12 protein-coding genes are annotated in these 14,502 nt (G+C 69.0%); 2 read left to right on the top strand and 10 right to left on the bottom strand.

The genetic code is table 11. The features are described 5' to 3' along the window. Nucleotides 1-146 precede the first annotated feature (146 nt). The 6 genes from ABD719_RS01090 to ABD719_RS01065 form a co-directional block, all read right to left on the bottom strand. Nucleotides 147-3,143 (bottom strand): TonB-dependent receptor, encoded by a 2,997-nt coding sequence (locus ABD719_RS01090; protein WP_344691439.1) that lies wholly within the window; start codon nt 3,141-3,143, stop codon nt 147-149. 195 nt (nt 3,144-3,338) lie between these two features. Continuing rightward, the gene (locus tag ABD719_RS01085; RefSeq protein WP_344691437.1) at nt 3,339-3,629 is read right to left on the bottom strand and encodes a DUF3297 family protein; all 291 of its coding nucleotides are present in this window, start codon (nt 3,627-3,629) and stop codon (nt 3,339-3,341) included. 91 nt (nt 3,630-3,720) lie between these two features. Then, a complete protein-coding gene (locus tag ABD719_RS01080; RefSeq protein ID WP_244646556.1) occupies nt 3,721-4,101 on the bottom strand; it encodes a hypothetical protein in 381 nt (126 codons plus the stop codon). A gap of 143 nt (nt 4,102-4,244) precedes the next feature. Next, nucleotides 4,245-4,931 (bottom strand): hypothetical protein, encoded by a 687-nt coding sequence (locus tag ABD719_RS01075; protein WP_344691434.1) that lies wholly within the window; start codon nt 4,929-4,931, stop codon nt 4,245-4,247. Between the two features lie 121 nt (nt 4,932-5,052). Then, nucleotides 5,053-5,727 (bottom strand): energy transducer TonB, encoded by a 675-nt coding sequence (locus ABD719_RS01070; RefSeq protein WP_344691431.1) that lies wholly within the window; start codon nt 5,725-5,727, stop codon nt 5,053-5,055. 229 nt (nt 5,728-5,956) lie between these two features. Then, on the bottom strand, nt 5,957-7,288 hold the full coding sequence (locus ABD719_RS01065; protein WP_344691429.1) for a glutamate--tRNA ligase: 1,332 nt from the start codon (nt 7,286-7,288) through the stop codon (nt 5,957-5,959). Nucleotides 7,289-7,386: 98 nt separating this feature from the next. Between ABD719_RS01065 and ABD719_RS01060 the strand changes: the two genes are divergently transcribed. Next, nucleotides 7,387-8,322, top strand: coding sequence for a ribose-phosphate pyrophosphokinase (locus ABD719_RS01060; protein WP_192125525.1), 936 nt, complete (start codon nt 7,387-7,389; stop codon nt 8,320-8,322). 410 nt (nt 8,323-8,732) lie between these two features. On the opposite strand, the gene holA is transcribed toward ABD719_RS01060, so the two are convergent. Genes holA through ABD719_RS01040 form a run of 4 tightly spaced genes read right to left on the bottom strand, consistent with a single transcriptional unit; the run spans nt 8,733 to nt 13,278 of the window. Then, complete coding sequence (gene holA / locus ABD719_RS01055; protein ID WP_344691426.1) at nt 8,733-9,746, bottom strand: DNA polymerase III subunit delta; 1,014 nt, start codon at nt 9,744-9,746, stop codon at nt 8,733-8,735. Beyond that, nucleotides 9,743-10,279: an LPS assembly lipoprotein LptE gene (lptE, locus tag ABD719_RS01050; RefSeq protein WP_344691424.1), complete on the bottom strand. Its 537-nt coding sequence runs from the start codon at nt 10,277-10,279 to the stop codon at nt 9,743-9,745. Before lptE ends, holA begins: the two co-directional genes overlap by 4 nt. A gap of 26 nt (nt 10,280-10,305) precedes the next feature. Continuing rightward, nucleotides 10,306-12,810: a leucine--tRNA ligase gene (gene leuS, locus ABD719_RS01045; RefSeq protein ID WP_344691422.1), complete on the bottom strand. Its 2,505-nt coding sequence runs from the start codon at nt 12,808-12,810 to the stop codon at nt 10,306-10,308. A gap of 21 nt (nt 12,811-12,831) precedes the next feature. Next, nucleotides 12,832-13,278 (bottom strand): DUF3576 domain-containing protein, encoded by a 447-nt coding sequence (locus ABD719_RS01040; RefSeq protein WP_344691420.1) that lies wholly within the window; start codon nt 13,276-13,278, stop codon nt 12,832-12,834. Between the two features lie 252 nt (nt 13,279-13,530). On the opposite strand from ABD719_RS01040, the gene ABD719_RS01035 reads away from it, so the two are divergent. Beyond that, nucleotides 13,531-14,241: a hypothetical protein gene (locus ABD719_RS01035; protein WP_344691418.1), complete on the top strand. Its 711-nt coding sequence runs from the start codon at nt 13,531-13,533 to the stop codon at nt 14,239-14,241. Nucleotides 14,242-14,502: the final 261 nt, after the last annotated feature.

Genomic DNA, 14,502 nt, shown 5'->3' with positions numbered 1-14,502 from the left:
CACAAGCACAGGAAATCCCCGGCCGGCTGTGGCCAACCGGTGACACCCCGGCCCCGCATGGCGGCACGCCCGACCGGAACGACAAGGCACGGATGCCACCCCACCGGTGGCATCCGGGCGCTGTGGCCTCATCCCATCTCCGGCGATCAGAACCGGAAGCGGGCACCCAGTCCATAATAACGTCCCTCGTCGCGCACATCGCGCGGATAGGAACGGTCATCGCCATATTGCGCGAAGTTGCGGAACGGCTGCGCCAGAATATTCGCCACGTCGAACGTCAACGTGATCTGCTTGATCGGCGTGTAGTTGAACGAATAATCCAGCCGCGTGATCTTCTCGGTACCTTCGCCGAAATACACGCCATCGCGCACGGTATTGCCGTTCAGGAACCGCGAGCGGCCATTGTACGACAACCGGGTCGATACCGTTCCCTTTTCATAGAATAGTGCGGCGTTGTAGCTCCACTTCGACAGGCCCGGAATGCTGACAAAGGGCGGGGTCGTGTTGGCGGGGCTCAGATCGACCGGGAACCGCTGCTTGCCGTCGAGATAGGTGACGTTGGCCTGGACGCCGAACCCGCTCAGCAGTCCGGGCAGGAAATCGAGGAACGTCTGGCCACCGACCTCGATACCCTTGATCTTGCCCGCGCCGGCATTGGCGTCGGCATCGATCTGGAGCAGGCCGAACACCGGATCGCGGAACCGCTGCGTGTAGCGCGACAGGAAACCGGACAGTTCGCGATAGAAGAAGGCCGCCGTGATCGACCCGTTGTTCGAGAAGTAATATTCGATCGTCGCATCGTAGTTGGTCGACGTCAGCGGTACCAGATTGGGATTGCCGCCGCTGCCGGTATAGTCGGGCCGTCCCTGCAGATCGGCGGCGAAGCGCGGATCGTTGGGGATGATGACCGGCGAACCATCGGGATTGGTCAGCGGCGACTGGTTCGGCGTGATCTGCACTGCGGGGTTCAGCGCCCCGAAACTGGGCCGGGTGCGCGTTTCGGTGAAGCCGAAACGGATCTGCAGCTTGTCGGTCGGCCGGATGCGCAGGCTGGCATTGGGCAGGATGTCCAGATAGTTCGACCGGGTGGTGATGATCTGTCCGGCCAGCACGGGGATGCCATTCGCATCGCGCTGGATCACGCCGTTCACCACCACCGGGGTCTGCCCCCGGCCGCTATATTCACCCACCGTGTTCACCACGCGCGCGCCGATCAGGCCGTCGATCCCGACCGATCCGATATCGAACTGGTATTTGGCCTGTCCGTAAAACGCATAGCTCTGTTCCTTGGCCGAGAAGCCCTGAAACGGATCGAGTTCGAGCGTCGGCTGCGAAAACCGGGTGAGCGCATCGCGATAGCCGCCATCGCTGGGGTTGGCGGCAACGATCTGCTGCAACGCCTGGACGGAGAAGACGCGTAATGCCTCCGCATTGCCGGCGATGCCGCTGCGCGTCGGCATCAGCCAGCTGGTCCAGCCCTGTGCATCGCCCCGGAACGCGTTGGGGGTGAGTTCCAGCGTGCCCGCCGGGGTGTTCGCCAGCGGGATGTTCAGCGTTTCCGTATAGGCATAACGGTTGCCGCGCTCCTGCGAGGCATCGCGATCGGTGGCGCGGGCGCCGAACTGGAACTTGGGCAGGAAGTCGAGATCGGTGTCGAGATCGACATCGCCCCGCCATTGCCAGCCGGACCCCTTCACCAGATATTTGCTCTCGTAATAGCCGCGCCATTTGTAATTGGCCGGGTTGGCATTGTCATAGCCGGGCAGGCTGAACGCCGATCCGCCGTCGATGAAGAAATTGACGTCCATCGTCGGTGCGGTGGTCAGCGCGGCGTCAAAGCTGTACTCGTTCGCGTCGTACTGGCTGCGCGTATAGGCGAAGTCGGTCGACAGGTGCGCCCGGCCCGTATCCCATTTCGCGCCGCCCGCGGCCTGATAGGTATCGGTGTTGTTGACGTTGGTGCTGCGATACATCTGGGCGCGCTCGCCGCCCGTCTTGGTCAGCGTCTGCACCTGATCGGGCTTGCCGTCGCGCAGCACGACGTTGCTCAGCGTCGGATTGTTGTTCAGCAGCGACGCCTCGAACAGGTCGTTGGCACCACGTCCGCGATATCCCTGATAGAGGAAGTCGTAATAGAGTTCGAGGTTCGACGCCGGCTTCCACTGGACGCTGGCGTTGAACGCCGGGCGCGATCGCGTCCCGCTGTCGTTATAGACGCCGACCCGCTCGGGAATGCGGAACGCGCGCCCGACCGAGGCGGGCAGGACGACCTGTCCGTCGTTCAGCCGCTCGGGCACGTTGCCGACCGCGAAGCGCACCGCGTTGCGATATTTGGTCCGGATATAGGACGCGTTCAGCAACACGCCGATCTCGCCGATCGGGGTATCCTGCCGCGCGCTGATGAGCACGTTGCCCTGCGGGTCGTACTTCTTGCTCTGGTCGTTGTAGGAGCCGCGGACACCGCCGGCGACGACCAGCTTTTCGCTGAAGTCGAACGGCCGGCGCGACCGGACGTTGATCAGGCCCGCCAGCCCCGGTTCCAGCAGGTCGGCGGTGCCGGATTTATAGACTTCCAGTCCCGCCAGCGCGCCGGCGGGGAAATCCTGCAACGCGACGCCGCGTCCTTCGGCGGTGAACAATTCGCGGCCGTTGAAGGTCGTGGTCAGGTCGGGCAGGCCACGGACCAGCACCTGGTTCACCTCGTCGCCGGACCGGCCGACCTGGATACCGGTGATGCGCGCCAGCGACTCGGCGGCGGTATTGTCGGGCAACTTGCCGATGTCCTGCGCGACCACCGCGTCCAGGATCGCATCGGAATTGCGCTTGATCGCCTGCGCGCTGCCCAAGCTGGCGCGATACCCGGTGACCACGATGTCGCGGACGTCGCGGTCCTCGTCGGTGGCCGGCGTGGCGGCGGCAGCGGTGTCGTCGGTCAGGTTCTCGGTCGCCGCGGTGCCGGGGCTGCGCCCCTGTGCCGCCTCGGTGGCGCGCTCCTGCGCGACGGGTGCCTGCTCGTCGACGGTGGCATCGGGCGCAGCGGCCTGCTGGCGTTCCTGCGGCGTCGGCGTGGCGACCTGCGCGCTGGCCGGCGTGATGGTCAGCGCGAACGGCGCGGCCGACATCAGCAACAGGTGACGTGTCATTTCTATCCCCTCCATGATCGCCGGCTCCTACCGGTACAATCGATGTCGGACATTCTTGTCCGACTATTGAAGGGTGTCAAGATATAGGGAACCGAAACGGTCCTGTTTCGGTCCGACTGTCGTTATCCTGCCACTATCGTCCGGGCAGGCGTCCGGCCAGGCCGCCCGGCCCCGCCGCGTGGCGGGGCGCGGGGATCACGCCGCGGGCTGATCGTCCGTGGCATCCGGCGCGGCGTCGCCGCCTGCCGCCGGGCGTTCGAACCACGCCTCGACCTCGCCGTTCAGCTTCACCGTCAGCGCGCGACCCTTGCGGTCGACCTTCTTGCCCAGCGCGACGCGGATCCAGCTCTCGGAGATGCAATATTCCTCGACGTCCTTGCGCTCGGCACCCTTGAAGCGGATGCCGATGCCGCGCTCCAGCAGCGGCTGGTCGAAGTAAGGGCTGTCGGCATTGATCGAGAGGCGATCGGGAGGCGTGTCGGTCATGTCCGCCGCTTAGCCCCGCCGCCCGCGCCCGGCCACAAAAAACGGCGCGGGGATCGTGCCCCCGCGCCGCTCCCTGCGCTGCCGGTCGTCGTCAGTAACCGTAGCCGTAGCCGTAACCCCGGTCGCCATAGCCGCGCCCGTAATAGCCCGGCGCCTCGTAATAGCGCTCGCGGACCACCACCGGCGGGGGCGGCGGCGCATAATAACGGTCGCGATAGACCACGCGCGGCGGCGGCGCGTCGTAATAATAGTCGCGCCGGTCGTAATAGCGGTCGCGGTTGCCCGATGCGATCGCCGCCCCCACGCCCAGCCCCAGGATACCGCCGAGCAACGCACCCGTCGCCACGCCGTTGCCACCACCCCGATGGCCGCGATAGCCGCGCCACCGCTGCGCATCCGCCGGGGCCGCCGCACTCAACGCCGTGGCGCCGAGTACCAGACCCAGCGTCGCCTTCTTCATCCATCCGTTCATCACGAACCTCCTGCACGCCAACATCGATCCGCCGCCCGCGCCTGTCGAAAGGGTGGCCGATCTTATCCCGGTCAATGCACGATTCGCGCTGAACGATCCCGGAATGGCCCGTTTCGCCGCCGTTCAGGCAGGATCGCCACGCATCAGTCGCCATCCGGGGATGCGAACGGATCGAACAGCCGGCGCACCGCTTCCTCCGCCGTCCGCTGGTCGAGCCGGCGGGTCGCGGGGCAATCCCCGATCCGTGTCGCGATCGCCTGCCATCGTTGCCCGGTCTGGCGTTTCGGATTCCAGCCCGCGCCGCTGCTGCGCTCCATGCCGTTGAACTCGTCCTCCGACCGGAACACGATCGTCAGCCGGCGGCTGTCATAGCCGCCCGACAGCGCGAGCTTGCTGTTCGACGCATCGGTCCCGATCTGCATGCTCGGCCTGGTACAGGAACGGCGGCCCGCGATCCGTCCCTCCGCGACGGTCAGGCGCAGCGACGTGCAGATGCCATTACGCGGCATCGCCGATCGCTCGCCCGCCAGTGCCCGGATCGTCGCGGGCAACGCGCCATCCGCCAGACAGGTGGTGAAGCCGAACCCCCGCCTGCTGCCGCCGCCACCCAGAAACAAGGTCGGCGATCGGCGGAACTGCCACAGCCCGCCGCGCAGCACCGGTTGCGGTCCGGTGACGACGATGTCCGCATCCGGACCGACCACCACGATCGGCGGCGGGTCCTGACGCACCGTTTCCTGCCCGGCCCTGCCCGGCCCCGCCGTACCGGCGGACAGCGCGTCCGCCAGCACGGCCCCCGCCAGCACCGCGACAATCGCCTTGCCCGCCATCCGTCCCTCCCTTCGCCACCCCGGGTCCAGCCGGGCCGCGCCATCGCGACGATGGTCCACGGCTTTGCCCGGCACCGCAAGCAGGGATCGACGGATGGCCGCGTCAGGCGTGCGTCACGTCTCAGTCCTGCATGACGAACGTCACGCTCATCGTCCGCCACGCCGGCTGCGGCACGCCGTCGCGCGTGCCGGGGCGGAAACGCCAGCGGCGCAGCGCCTGATCGCGGGTGGCCCGGAAAAAGGCATCGCTGGTGGCGGACACCGGCTCCACCTCCTTCACCCGGCCATCGGCACCGATCAGGACGCGCACCGTCACCTTGCCCGGATTGCCCATCCGGCGCTCGGCGGCGGGATAATCGGGCTGGAGCTCAGCGGCATAGCGTGGGTCTAGACCGGGGGCGACGATGACGGGTGCGGGCGGCGCGGGTGGATCGATCGCCATGCCGGTACCCTCGCCCATCCCGGTCCCGGTGCCGATGCCGGTGGGGCCGGGCAAGGTCGGCAGCGGATCGGCGACCACGATCGGGCCATCGTCGACGGGGCGGGGCACGACCGGCGGCACCGTCTCGATCCGGTCGGGCCGGGCGGCGGCGGTGCGCGGCTGCGGCTCGGGCTTCGTCGGCGGAGGCGGCGGCGTGATCGGGATGCTGGTGATCTCCAGCGGATCGTCGAACGTCCGCGTGACGTGCGGCGCGGCGATCATCAGCGCGGCGACGACGCCGGCGTTGATCCCCACCGCTGCAAGCAGCCCGGCGGGGTTGAACCGGCGTCCGCCGGCAAAGCGATCTGCATACACGTGCTGTCTCCTTGATCGTCTCCTGTGGGACGCGAGTCGGCCGTTCGCAGTCAGGAAGGTGACAGTATATCGTCACGACCGCAAGCGGGGGTAGACACGATGCGACAGGAACGATGTCGGCAGGCGATCGTCCAGACCCGACGGACCAGCGGCATCCTGGCGAAGCGGGGCGACAAGGTCACCAGGCTCGAACGCGACCGGTAACCCTTTTGGCGCGGGCGGGGCCGGGTCAGCCGGCGTGGCCCAGCCGCGCCAGCGTCCGCTCCCGGCCGATCAGCGGCAGCAGCGCCGCCATGTCGGGGCCGTGATCCAGCCCGGTCAGCGCCCGGCGCAGCGGCAGGAACAGCGCCTTGCCGCTCCGCCCGCTCGACGCCTTCAGCGCGGTGGTCAGGCGCGACCAGATATCGGCCGCGGACCAGTCCAGCGTGGCGGCCACCTGGGCGGCCTGTGCCAGATAGTCGCGATCCGCCTCGGCGGGCGTCGCGTCGATCGGTCCCTCGATCACCCGCCACCAGTCCGCCGCCTCCGCGACGCGCGACAGGTTGGGGCGCACCGCCTGCCATTCCGCCGCGCCCATGCCGGCCGGCAGCCGGTCGGCGACCGCATCGTGATCCAGTTGGTGGACGATGCGGGCATTGACCTGTTGCAGCTCCACCTCGTCGAAGCGGGCGGGCGCGCGGCCGAACCGGGCGAAATCGAGGCCCGCGATCAGCGGCGCCGGATCGACCACCGGCTCCACGGCATCGCTGGTGCCCAGTCGCGCCAGCAACGAGCGGACCGCCGCGGGCTCGATCCCCTCCTCGCGGAAATGATCGACGCCGAGCGAGCCGAGCCGCTTCGACAATTTCCCTTCCGCCCCGGTCAGCAGCGCGGTATGCGCGAAGGCGGGCGCCGCCGCGTCCATTGCGGCGAACATCTGGAGCTGCAGCGCGGTGTTCGACACATGGTCCTCGCCGCGCACGACATGGCTGATGCCCAGATCGATATCGTCGATCGCCGAGGGCAGCATGTACAGCCACGACCCGTCGGCGCGGCGCACCACCGGGTCGCTCATGGTGGCGGGATCGAACGACTGCGGTCCCCGGATCAGGTCGTCCCACGCCAGCGGCGCGTCGTGATCCAGGCGGAAGCGCCAGTGCGGGCGCACCCCCTCCGCCTCCAGCCGCCCCCGATCCGCCTCGGTCAGCGCCAGCGCGGCGCGATCGTACACCGGCGGCAATCCCCGCCCCAGCAGGATCTTGCGCTTCAGGTCCAGTTCCTGCGCGCTTTCATAGGCGGGATAGATCCGCCCGGCGGCGACCAGCGCATCGAAGCGGCGCTGGTACAGCGCGAACCGCTCGGACTGGCGGACCTGCACGTCCGGGGTCAGGCCCAGCCAGTCGAGATCGGCCCGGATCGCCTCGACGAAGCGTTCCTCGCTGCGGTCGGCATCGGTATCGTCGATCCGCAGCACGAACCGCCCGCCATGCCGCCGCGCCCACATCCAGTTATGCAGTGCGGCGCGGATGTTGCCGACATGGAGCCGGCCGGTGGGCGAGGGAGCGAAGCGGGTCACGATCATCCGCCCGCATTAGGACGGATCGGGTTTGACGATAAGCGCGAATACCCTTCCGCTGGCCGGCCATGCCGCATAAAGGCGACACCCGAAGGGGCCACCACATGAAACTCATCACCGGAAACTCGAACCTGCCGCTGGCGAACGCGATCGCCGCCTATTGCGAGATTCCGCTGACCGAGGCGCATGTCCGCCGCTTCGCCGACGAGGAGGTCTTCGTCGAGATCATGGAGAACGTGCGCGGCGAGGACGTGTTCGTGCTCCAGTCGACCGGCTATCCCGCCAACGACAATCTGATGGAACTGCTCATCATCATCGACGCGCTGAAGCGCGCGTCGGCGAAGCGGATCACCGCGGTCGTCCCCTATATGGGCTATGCCCGGCAGGACCGGAAACCGGGGCCGCGCACGCCGATCTCCGCCAAGCTGGTCGCGAACCTCATCACCGTCGCGGGCGCGGACCGGGTGCTGTCGGTCGACCTGCACGCCGGGCAGATCCAGGGGTTCTTCGATATCCCCACCGACAACCTCTATGCCGCGCCGGTGATGTCGGCGGATATCCTGGCGCGCTTCCGCTCGAAGAACCTGATGGTGGTGAGTCCGGACGTCGGCGGCGTGGTGCGCGCGCGCGTGCTGGCCAAGCGGCTCGACAACGCCCCCCTCGCGATCGTCGACAAGCGGCGCGAGCGGGCGGGCGAGTCCGAGGTGATGAACATCATCGGCGAGGTCGAGGGCCGGTTCTGCATCCTGATCGACGATATCGTCGATTCGGCGGGCACATTGTGCAACGCCGCAGCGGCCCTGCGCGAGGCGGGGGCGGAGGATGTGGTCGCCTATGTCACGCACGGCGTGCTGTCGGGCGGGGCGGTGGCGCGGGTCGACGGCTCGGCACTGCGCGAACTGGTCATCACCGATTCGATCGGCAACCACGACACCATCGCCTCCACCGGCAAGATTCGCCACCTGCCGATCGCCCCCCTGCTGGGCGAGGCGATCAAGCGCATCGCCGACGAGACGAGCGTGTCCAGCCTGTTCGACTGACCGAAGGGGCGATCGGTCGAACCGGCCGGCGGGGCGGCAACAGCCGCACCCGTCCAACGCCAGCTTCGCCGTCGCCCTGTCCGCCGGGCCGATCCGACCACCCCGACGCAGGCGAAACCTCCGGGAAAGACCACATCATCCAGCCAGTATCCCCTCCCCGGCGAAGGCCGGGGCCCAGTGGGGAAGGCCGGCGTAAGTCACGGCAAACGTTCCCCAACTGGACCCCGGCCTTCGCCGGGGAAGCAGAAGGGTGCCGCCGCAAGCAACAATGGCGTGAAACCCCCTTCCCGTCATGGCGAGCGTAGCGAAGCAATCCAGCGCCCGGCGCGTGACGCTCTGGATCGCGTCGACGCGCGCACAACGACGGAAACAGGGTAAACCGACGCCGTCACGACCAGCCTCGGCGACCCCTACCCCCGCCGCGCCAGCGCCCTGGTCAGCGTCAGCACCGCCTCGTCCGCCAGTACCGGGCCGGCATTGCCCGGCGCCATCACCCCGCGCTCCGCCGCGCGCAGGCGGGCGATCGCGGTGGCGAGCATCGCGGGAGTCCAGCGGCGCAGCGCCCGCCCCGTCGCGTCCTCGTCGCGGAAGAACACGCGGTGGCGCTTCATCACCGTGTCGGCCGGCTCGCCGCGCGCGATCTCGGCCCGCATCTCCGCCAGCGCGACGAGGCGGCGGACGATCTGGCGCAGCCACGGGATGGGCGAGATGCCCGCCTCGCCCAGCCGCGCCAGTTCCTCGGCCAGCCGGTCCGGCCGCCCCTCGACCAGTGCCTCGACCGCGCGGGTCGCCTCCGCCTCGTCGAGGTCGGCGCCGATCGCGTCGAGCGCGCCATGATCCAGTTCGTGCGGGCGATCGGGCGCGGCGTCGAGGAACAGCGCCAGCTTGTCGATCTCGCGGCCCATCACCGCGCGGTCGCCGCCGGTGCCCGCCACCAGCCGCGCCGCGACGCCGGGGGCAAGGCGCAGGCCCTGTTCGCCCGCCATCGTCACCGCCAGCCGCTCCGCATCCTGCGCGGATGGCGGGTAGCAGGCGAACGCCATCGCCAGCGGCGATTCGATCGCCAGCTTCACCAGCTTCGCGCTCGCCTTCACCGATGGCGCGATCGCGACCACGGGATTGCCCGCCGCCTCCGCCGCGAGCAGCGCGGTGACCGCCGCGACGCTTTCCTCGCCCATCCCCGTCACGCGGATATGGCGGGCATCCCCGAACAGCGACAGCGACGCGGCCTCGTCGGCCAGCCGGGCGGGATCGGATTTCAGCGTCGCGATATCGAGGTCGACCCGCTCCGCCCGGCCGCCCATCGCCTGCGCCAGGATCGTCGCCAGCGCGGCGGCACCCGAATCGTCGGGGCCGTGGAGCAGGTAGAAACGCAGCCGCGGCGCGGCCAGCGCCTGCCTGATCTGGTTGGCGTTCGCCTTCACCGTACCGGCGCAGGAGCCGGCGCGGCGGTCGGCGTGGCGGCGGGCGCCGCGGCCCGACGCTGCGCATACAGCGCGATGCTGGCGACGATCTCGTCCGCGACGATGCCCGACAGGCGTTCGAGCGCGGTGTTCTCCGCCGCGATCGTCGCATATTCGGACTGGACGACATCGATCCCCGCGTCCGATCCGGCGGTGGCATCGACCAGCACCGCCCCGTCCGCCAGATCGACCAGCTGGTACCGCGCGCGCAACGTGCGGCGTTCGCGGGTGACGCTGTCGTCGCGGCGCACGCCCAGCCCCTGGATCTGGTCGTCGAGCCGGATGTCGAGGCGATAGCGCGCGCTGCCGCTGGCCCCCAGCCGGTCGCGCAGCGCATTGGCGACCAGCCAGCCCGCCTTGCCCTCGATCGGCCCGACCTCGACCGCGGTCAGGGACGAGGCGACCGCCCCGTTCGGCCCGCCGCCATAAAGCGGCCGCAACCCGCAGCCGGTGAGCGCCAGCGCGGCGGCGAGCAGCAGGGCGGGCGTCTTCATGCCCCCCCTTTTCATGCCCCCCGTCTTCATGCGACGATGTTCACGAGGCGGTCGGGCACCACGATCACCTTGCGCGGCGCCTTGCCTTCCAGCGCGCGCACCACCTTGTCGGCGGCGAGCGCGGCGGCCTCCAGCTCGTCCTTCGCCATGCCCTTGGCCACGGTGATGGTGTCGCGCAGTTTGCCGTTGATCTGGATCGCGATCGTCACCTCGTCGTCGACCAGCATCGCCGGATCGACCACGGGCCAGGCGGCATCCGCGACCAGCCCGTCATGGCCGGCGGCGGTCCATGCCTCCTCGGCGATATGCGGCACCATCGGCGCGGCCAGGCGGAGCAGCGTCGCGATCGCATCGTGGCGGTCGCGCGACGGTGCCGCCTTCTCCAGGGCACCAGCCAGCGTGTAGAGCAGCGCCACCGCCTTGTTGAACTGCAACCCCTCGATCGCCTCGGCAACGCCGGCGGTGGTCCGGTGCGCCAGCTTGCGCAACGGCACATCCTCACCCGCCGCGCCCGGTTCGTTGCCGAACAGCCGCCACAACCGCTGCACGAAGCGCCACGCCCCCTCGATCCCCGCTTCCGACCAGGGCAGGTCGCGTTCGGGCGGGCTGTCGGACAGCATGAACCAGCGGACCGCGTCGGCGCCATACTGATCGACGATCGGTTCGGGATCGACCGTGTTCTTCTTCGACTTCGACATCTTCTCGACGCGGCCGATGGTCACGGGTTTGCCGGTCGCGGTCTCGATGCCGGCGTCGACCTCCTCAGGCGACAGCCAGCGATTGTCGTCGGACTTGTACGTCTCGTGCGTCACCATGCCTTGCGTGAACAGGCCGGCGAACGGCTCGGCGATGTCGAGCTTGCCGATGTGGCGGAGGGCGCGCGTCCAGAACCGCGCATAGAGCAGGTGCAGGATCGCGTGCTCGACCCCGCCGATATACTGGCCGACCGGCAGCCATTGCTCCGCGATCGCGCGGTCGAACGGCCGGTCATCGGGCTGGCTGGCGAAGCGGATGAAATACCACGACGAATCGACGAAGGTGTCGAGCGTGTCGGTTTCGCGCACCGCCGCCGCGCCGCAGGACGGGCAGGCGACATGCTTCCACGTCGGATGCCGGTCGAGCGGGTTGCCGGGAATCGCGAACGACACGTCGTCGGGCAGCACCACCGGCAGTTGCTCGTGCGGCACCGGCACCACGCCGCAGGCGGCGCAGTGGACGATCGGGATCGGCGTGCCCCAGTAACGCTGGCGGCTGACGCCCCAGTCGCGCAGGCGGAACACGGTGGAGCCGGTGCCCCAGCCCTCCGATTCGGCACGCGCGATGACGGCGGCCTTCGCCTCCTCGATCGACAGGCCGTCGAGGAAGCGCGAGTTCACGATCGCGCCGGAACCGGTATGCGCGGTGTCGCCCTCGAACACCGGGGCGACCACCTCGCCGTCCGACACCACCCGCGTCACGTCGAGGCCGTATTTCCGCGCGAAATCCAGATCGCGCTGGTCGTGCGCGGGCACGCCCATCACCGCGCCGGTGCCATACTCCATCAGCACGAAGTTCGCGATATAGACGGGCAGCGTCCAGCCGCCGTCGAAAGGGTGCAGCACTTCGTAACCGGTGTCGAAGCCCAGCTTTTCCTGCGTCTCCAGCTCGGCCGCCGTGGTGCCGCCCTGCTTGCAGCGTTCGATGAAGGCGGCCGCCTCGGGATCGCGGGCCGCGACCTCGCGCGCGATCGGGTGATCGGCGGCGATCGCGACGAAGCTGGCGCCGAAGATCGTGTCGGGCCGCGTGGAATAGACCTCGATCGCCTCGGTCAGCGGCACCAGCGGATCGAACCGGAACGTCAGCCCCTTGCTCCGCCCGATCCAGTTCTCCTGCATCAGCCGCACCTTGTCGGGCCACTGGTCCAGGCTCGCCAGCCCGTCGAGCAGCTCGTCGGCGAAATCGGTGATCTTCAGGAACCACTGGTTCAGCTTGCGCTTCTCGACCACCGCGCCGGATCGCCAGCCGCGCCCGTCGATCACCTGCTCGTTGGCCAGCACGGTCATGTCGACCGGGTCCCAGTTGACCGAGGATTCCTTGCGATAGACCAGCCCGCCGGCCAGCAGGTCGAGGAACAGCGCCTGTTCGTGGCCGTAATAATCCGGCTCGCACGTCGCCAGTTCGCGGCTCCAGTCGAGCGCGAAGCCCAGGCGCTTCAGCTGCGCCTTCATCGCGGCGATGTTGGCGCGGGTCCAGGTGCCCGGATGCACGCCCTTTTCCATCGCGGCGTTCTCGGCCGGCATCCCGAAGGCGTCCCAGCCCATCGGATGCAGCACCTCGTGCCCGGTCATCCGGCGGAACCGGGCCAGCACGTCGCCCATCGTGTAGTTGCGGACGTGCCCCATATGGATCTTCCCCGATGGATAGGGGAACATCTCCAGCACATAGGCGCGCGGTTTGGCGCTATGGTCGTCGGCGACGAAGGTGCCGCGTTCGTCCCATACCGCCTGCCAGTGCGCATCGGCCGTCCGCGCGTTGAACCGCGTACCCGTCATGCCCGGTCCCGTCATATCTGGTCAGCCGGCGACCGAGGAACGGCGCAGGTCGCGGGCGCGGGTCAGGATCAGGTCCTCCAGCTTCTGCGTGGTGGCCGCCTGCACGGGCGCGGCGACCCACTGGCCGCCACGGCTGGTCTCGCGCAGCGCGGCGACGCGGATCGCATCGGCCCGCAGGTCCTGATCGAGGATCGTCACCGTCACCTTCATCCGCTCGGTCGGGCTCTGCGGATTGATGTACCAGTCGGTCACGATGACCCCGCCGTTGGAGTCGGTCTGCACCAGCGGCATGAACGACAGCGTGTCGAGCGTGGCGCGCCACAGATAGCTGTTGACGCCGATCGTGGTGACCTTGGACGCGGCGAGATCGCTCTTGGGACGATCGGCCTTGCCCGCGCAGGCGGACAGGGACAGCGAGGCGACGAGCCCCAGCGCGATCGCGACGGGGGCGGCAAAACGGCGGGGCATGGGCGTTGATCCTGCGGGAAAATGGCGATCCACGCCTCTACAGGGGCCGGTGCGGCCCCGCAAGCAGCGTGCGGGTGATGCGGGTGTCATCCGACGGTGCCGATCGGGGCCGGGCACGGGTGCGGTATCCGGGGCTGTGTGTCTGATGCAACAGGTCGGACAAATTGGTACCGGCCTGATGGCGGCGGCGGATCGAATCATGCTAGCTGATGTTCGGGGCGAAGGTTCAGTCAGGACCGGCCGGGAGTGGTAATGAAAACGGGGCGTATCATCGTCGGGATCGCAGCGGGGGCCACCATGGCCGCCTGTGCACTCGTCGCGCCCGCCTTCGCCGCGCTCGACAAGCAATCGGCCAGGGTGCCCGCACCCCGCCAGCAGGTTCGCAGCATAGGTGGTTTCACCCCGGCGGCAGGCGATCCGCGACTGGCGGCGCTGCTCGCCCGCGGCGGTTTCGACGCCGGCAGCGGCAGCGAATTCCGCTTCACCCCTGCCGAGGCCCGGCGCGATACCCGCGCGGTGACGGTGGCGGTGCGCGCCCGCACCAATCGGGCCGCCTCGACCCGCAGCGTGGTGTCCGACAACACCGTGGGGCTGACCCCGATCTCCTACAATCTCGGCGTCGCGCTGGGGTGGAAGCGATTCGCGATCGCCAGCGACGTCAGCCGCGTCGATCTCGCCGCCCAGCCCGGCGGGCGCGAGGCGGCCGACCTGGCGGTCAGCTACACCGGTACCCGGTTCAGCGGCCGGGTGAAGGCGGCGACCGACCGGCCGCTGGCGGATACGCCACGCGCGGTGACGGTGTTGCCCAGCTATTCGGTCGATCTCGGCGGCGCCTATTCGCTGACGCGCAACATCGATGTCACCGCCGGCGTCCGCTACCGGTCCGATCGTGACCGGCTGACCCAGACCGACGTCCGGCGCGACAGCCAGGCGGTCTATGTCGGGACGGCCTTCCGCTTCTGACCGGCCGGCCCTCCGGCAACGCACTTCCCGACCCGCCCCCGCCATACCCTCACTTCCGTCATTGCCAGCGCAGCGAAGCAATCCAGAGCCCGGCGTGTGACGCTCTGGACTGCTTCGCTACGCCCGCGATAACGGCCACAACAATGGCGCCACATCCGCCCATCGCCAACGCGGCACGCGGGATGACCAACGCGCCTGCCCCGCACGACCTGTCCTACACGATCGCGATCCGGTAAATCCCCCCGGTCGCTGCTTCCACCG

The organism is Sphingomonas cynarae (genome assembly GCF_039537815.1).
Lineage (GTDB): Bacteria > Pseudomonadota > Alphaproteobacteria > Sphingomonadales > Sphingomonadaceae > Sphingomonas > Sphingomonas cynarae.
The sequence above is the reverse complement of the archived record's forward strand: the minus strand, read 5'-3'. Positions and strand labels throughout refer to the sequence as shown.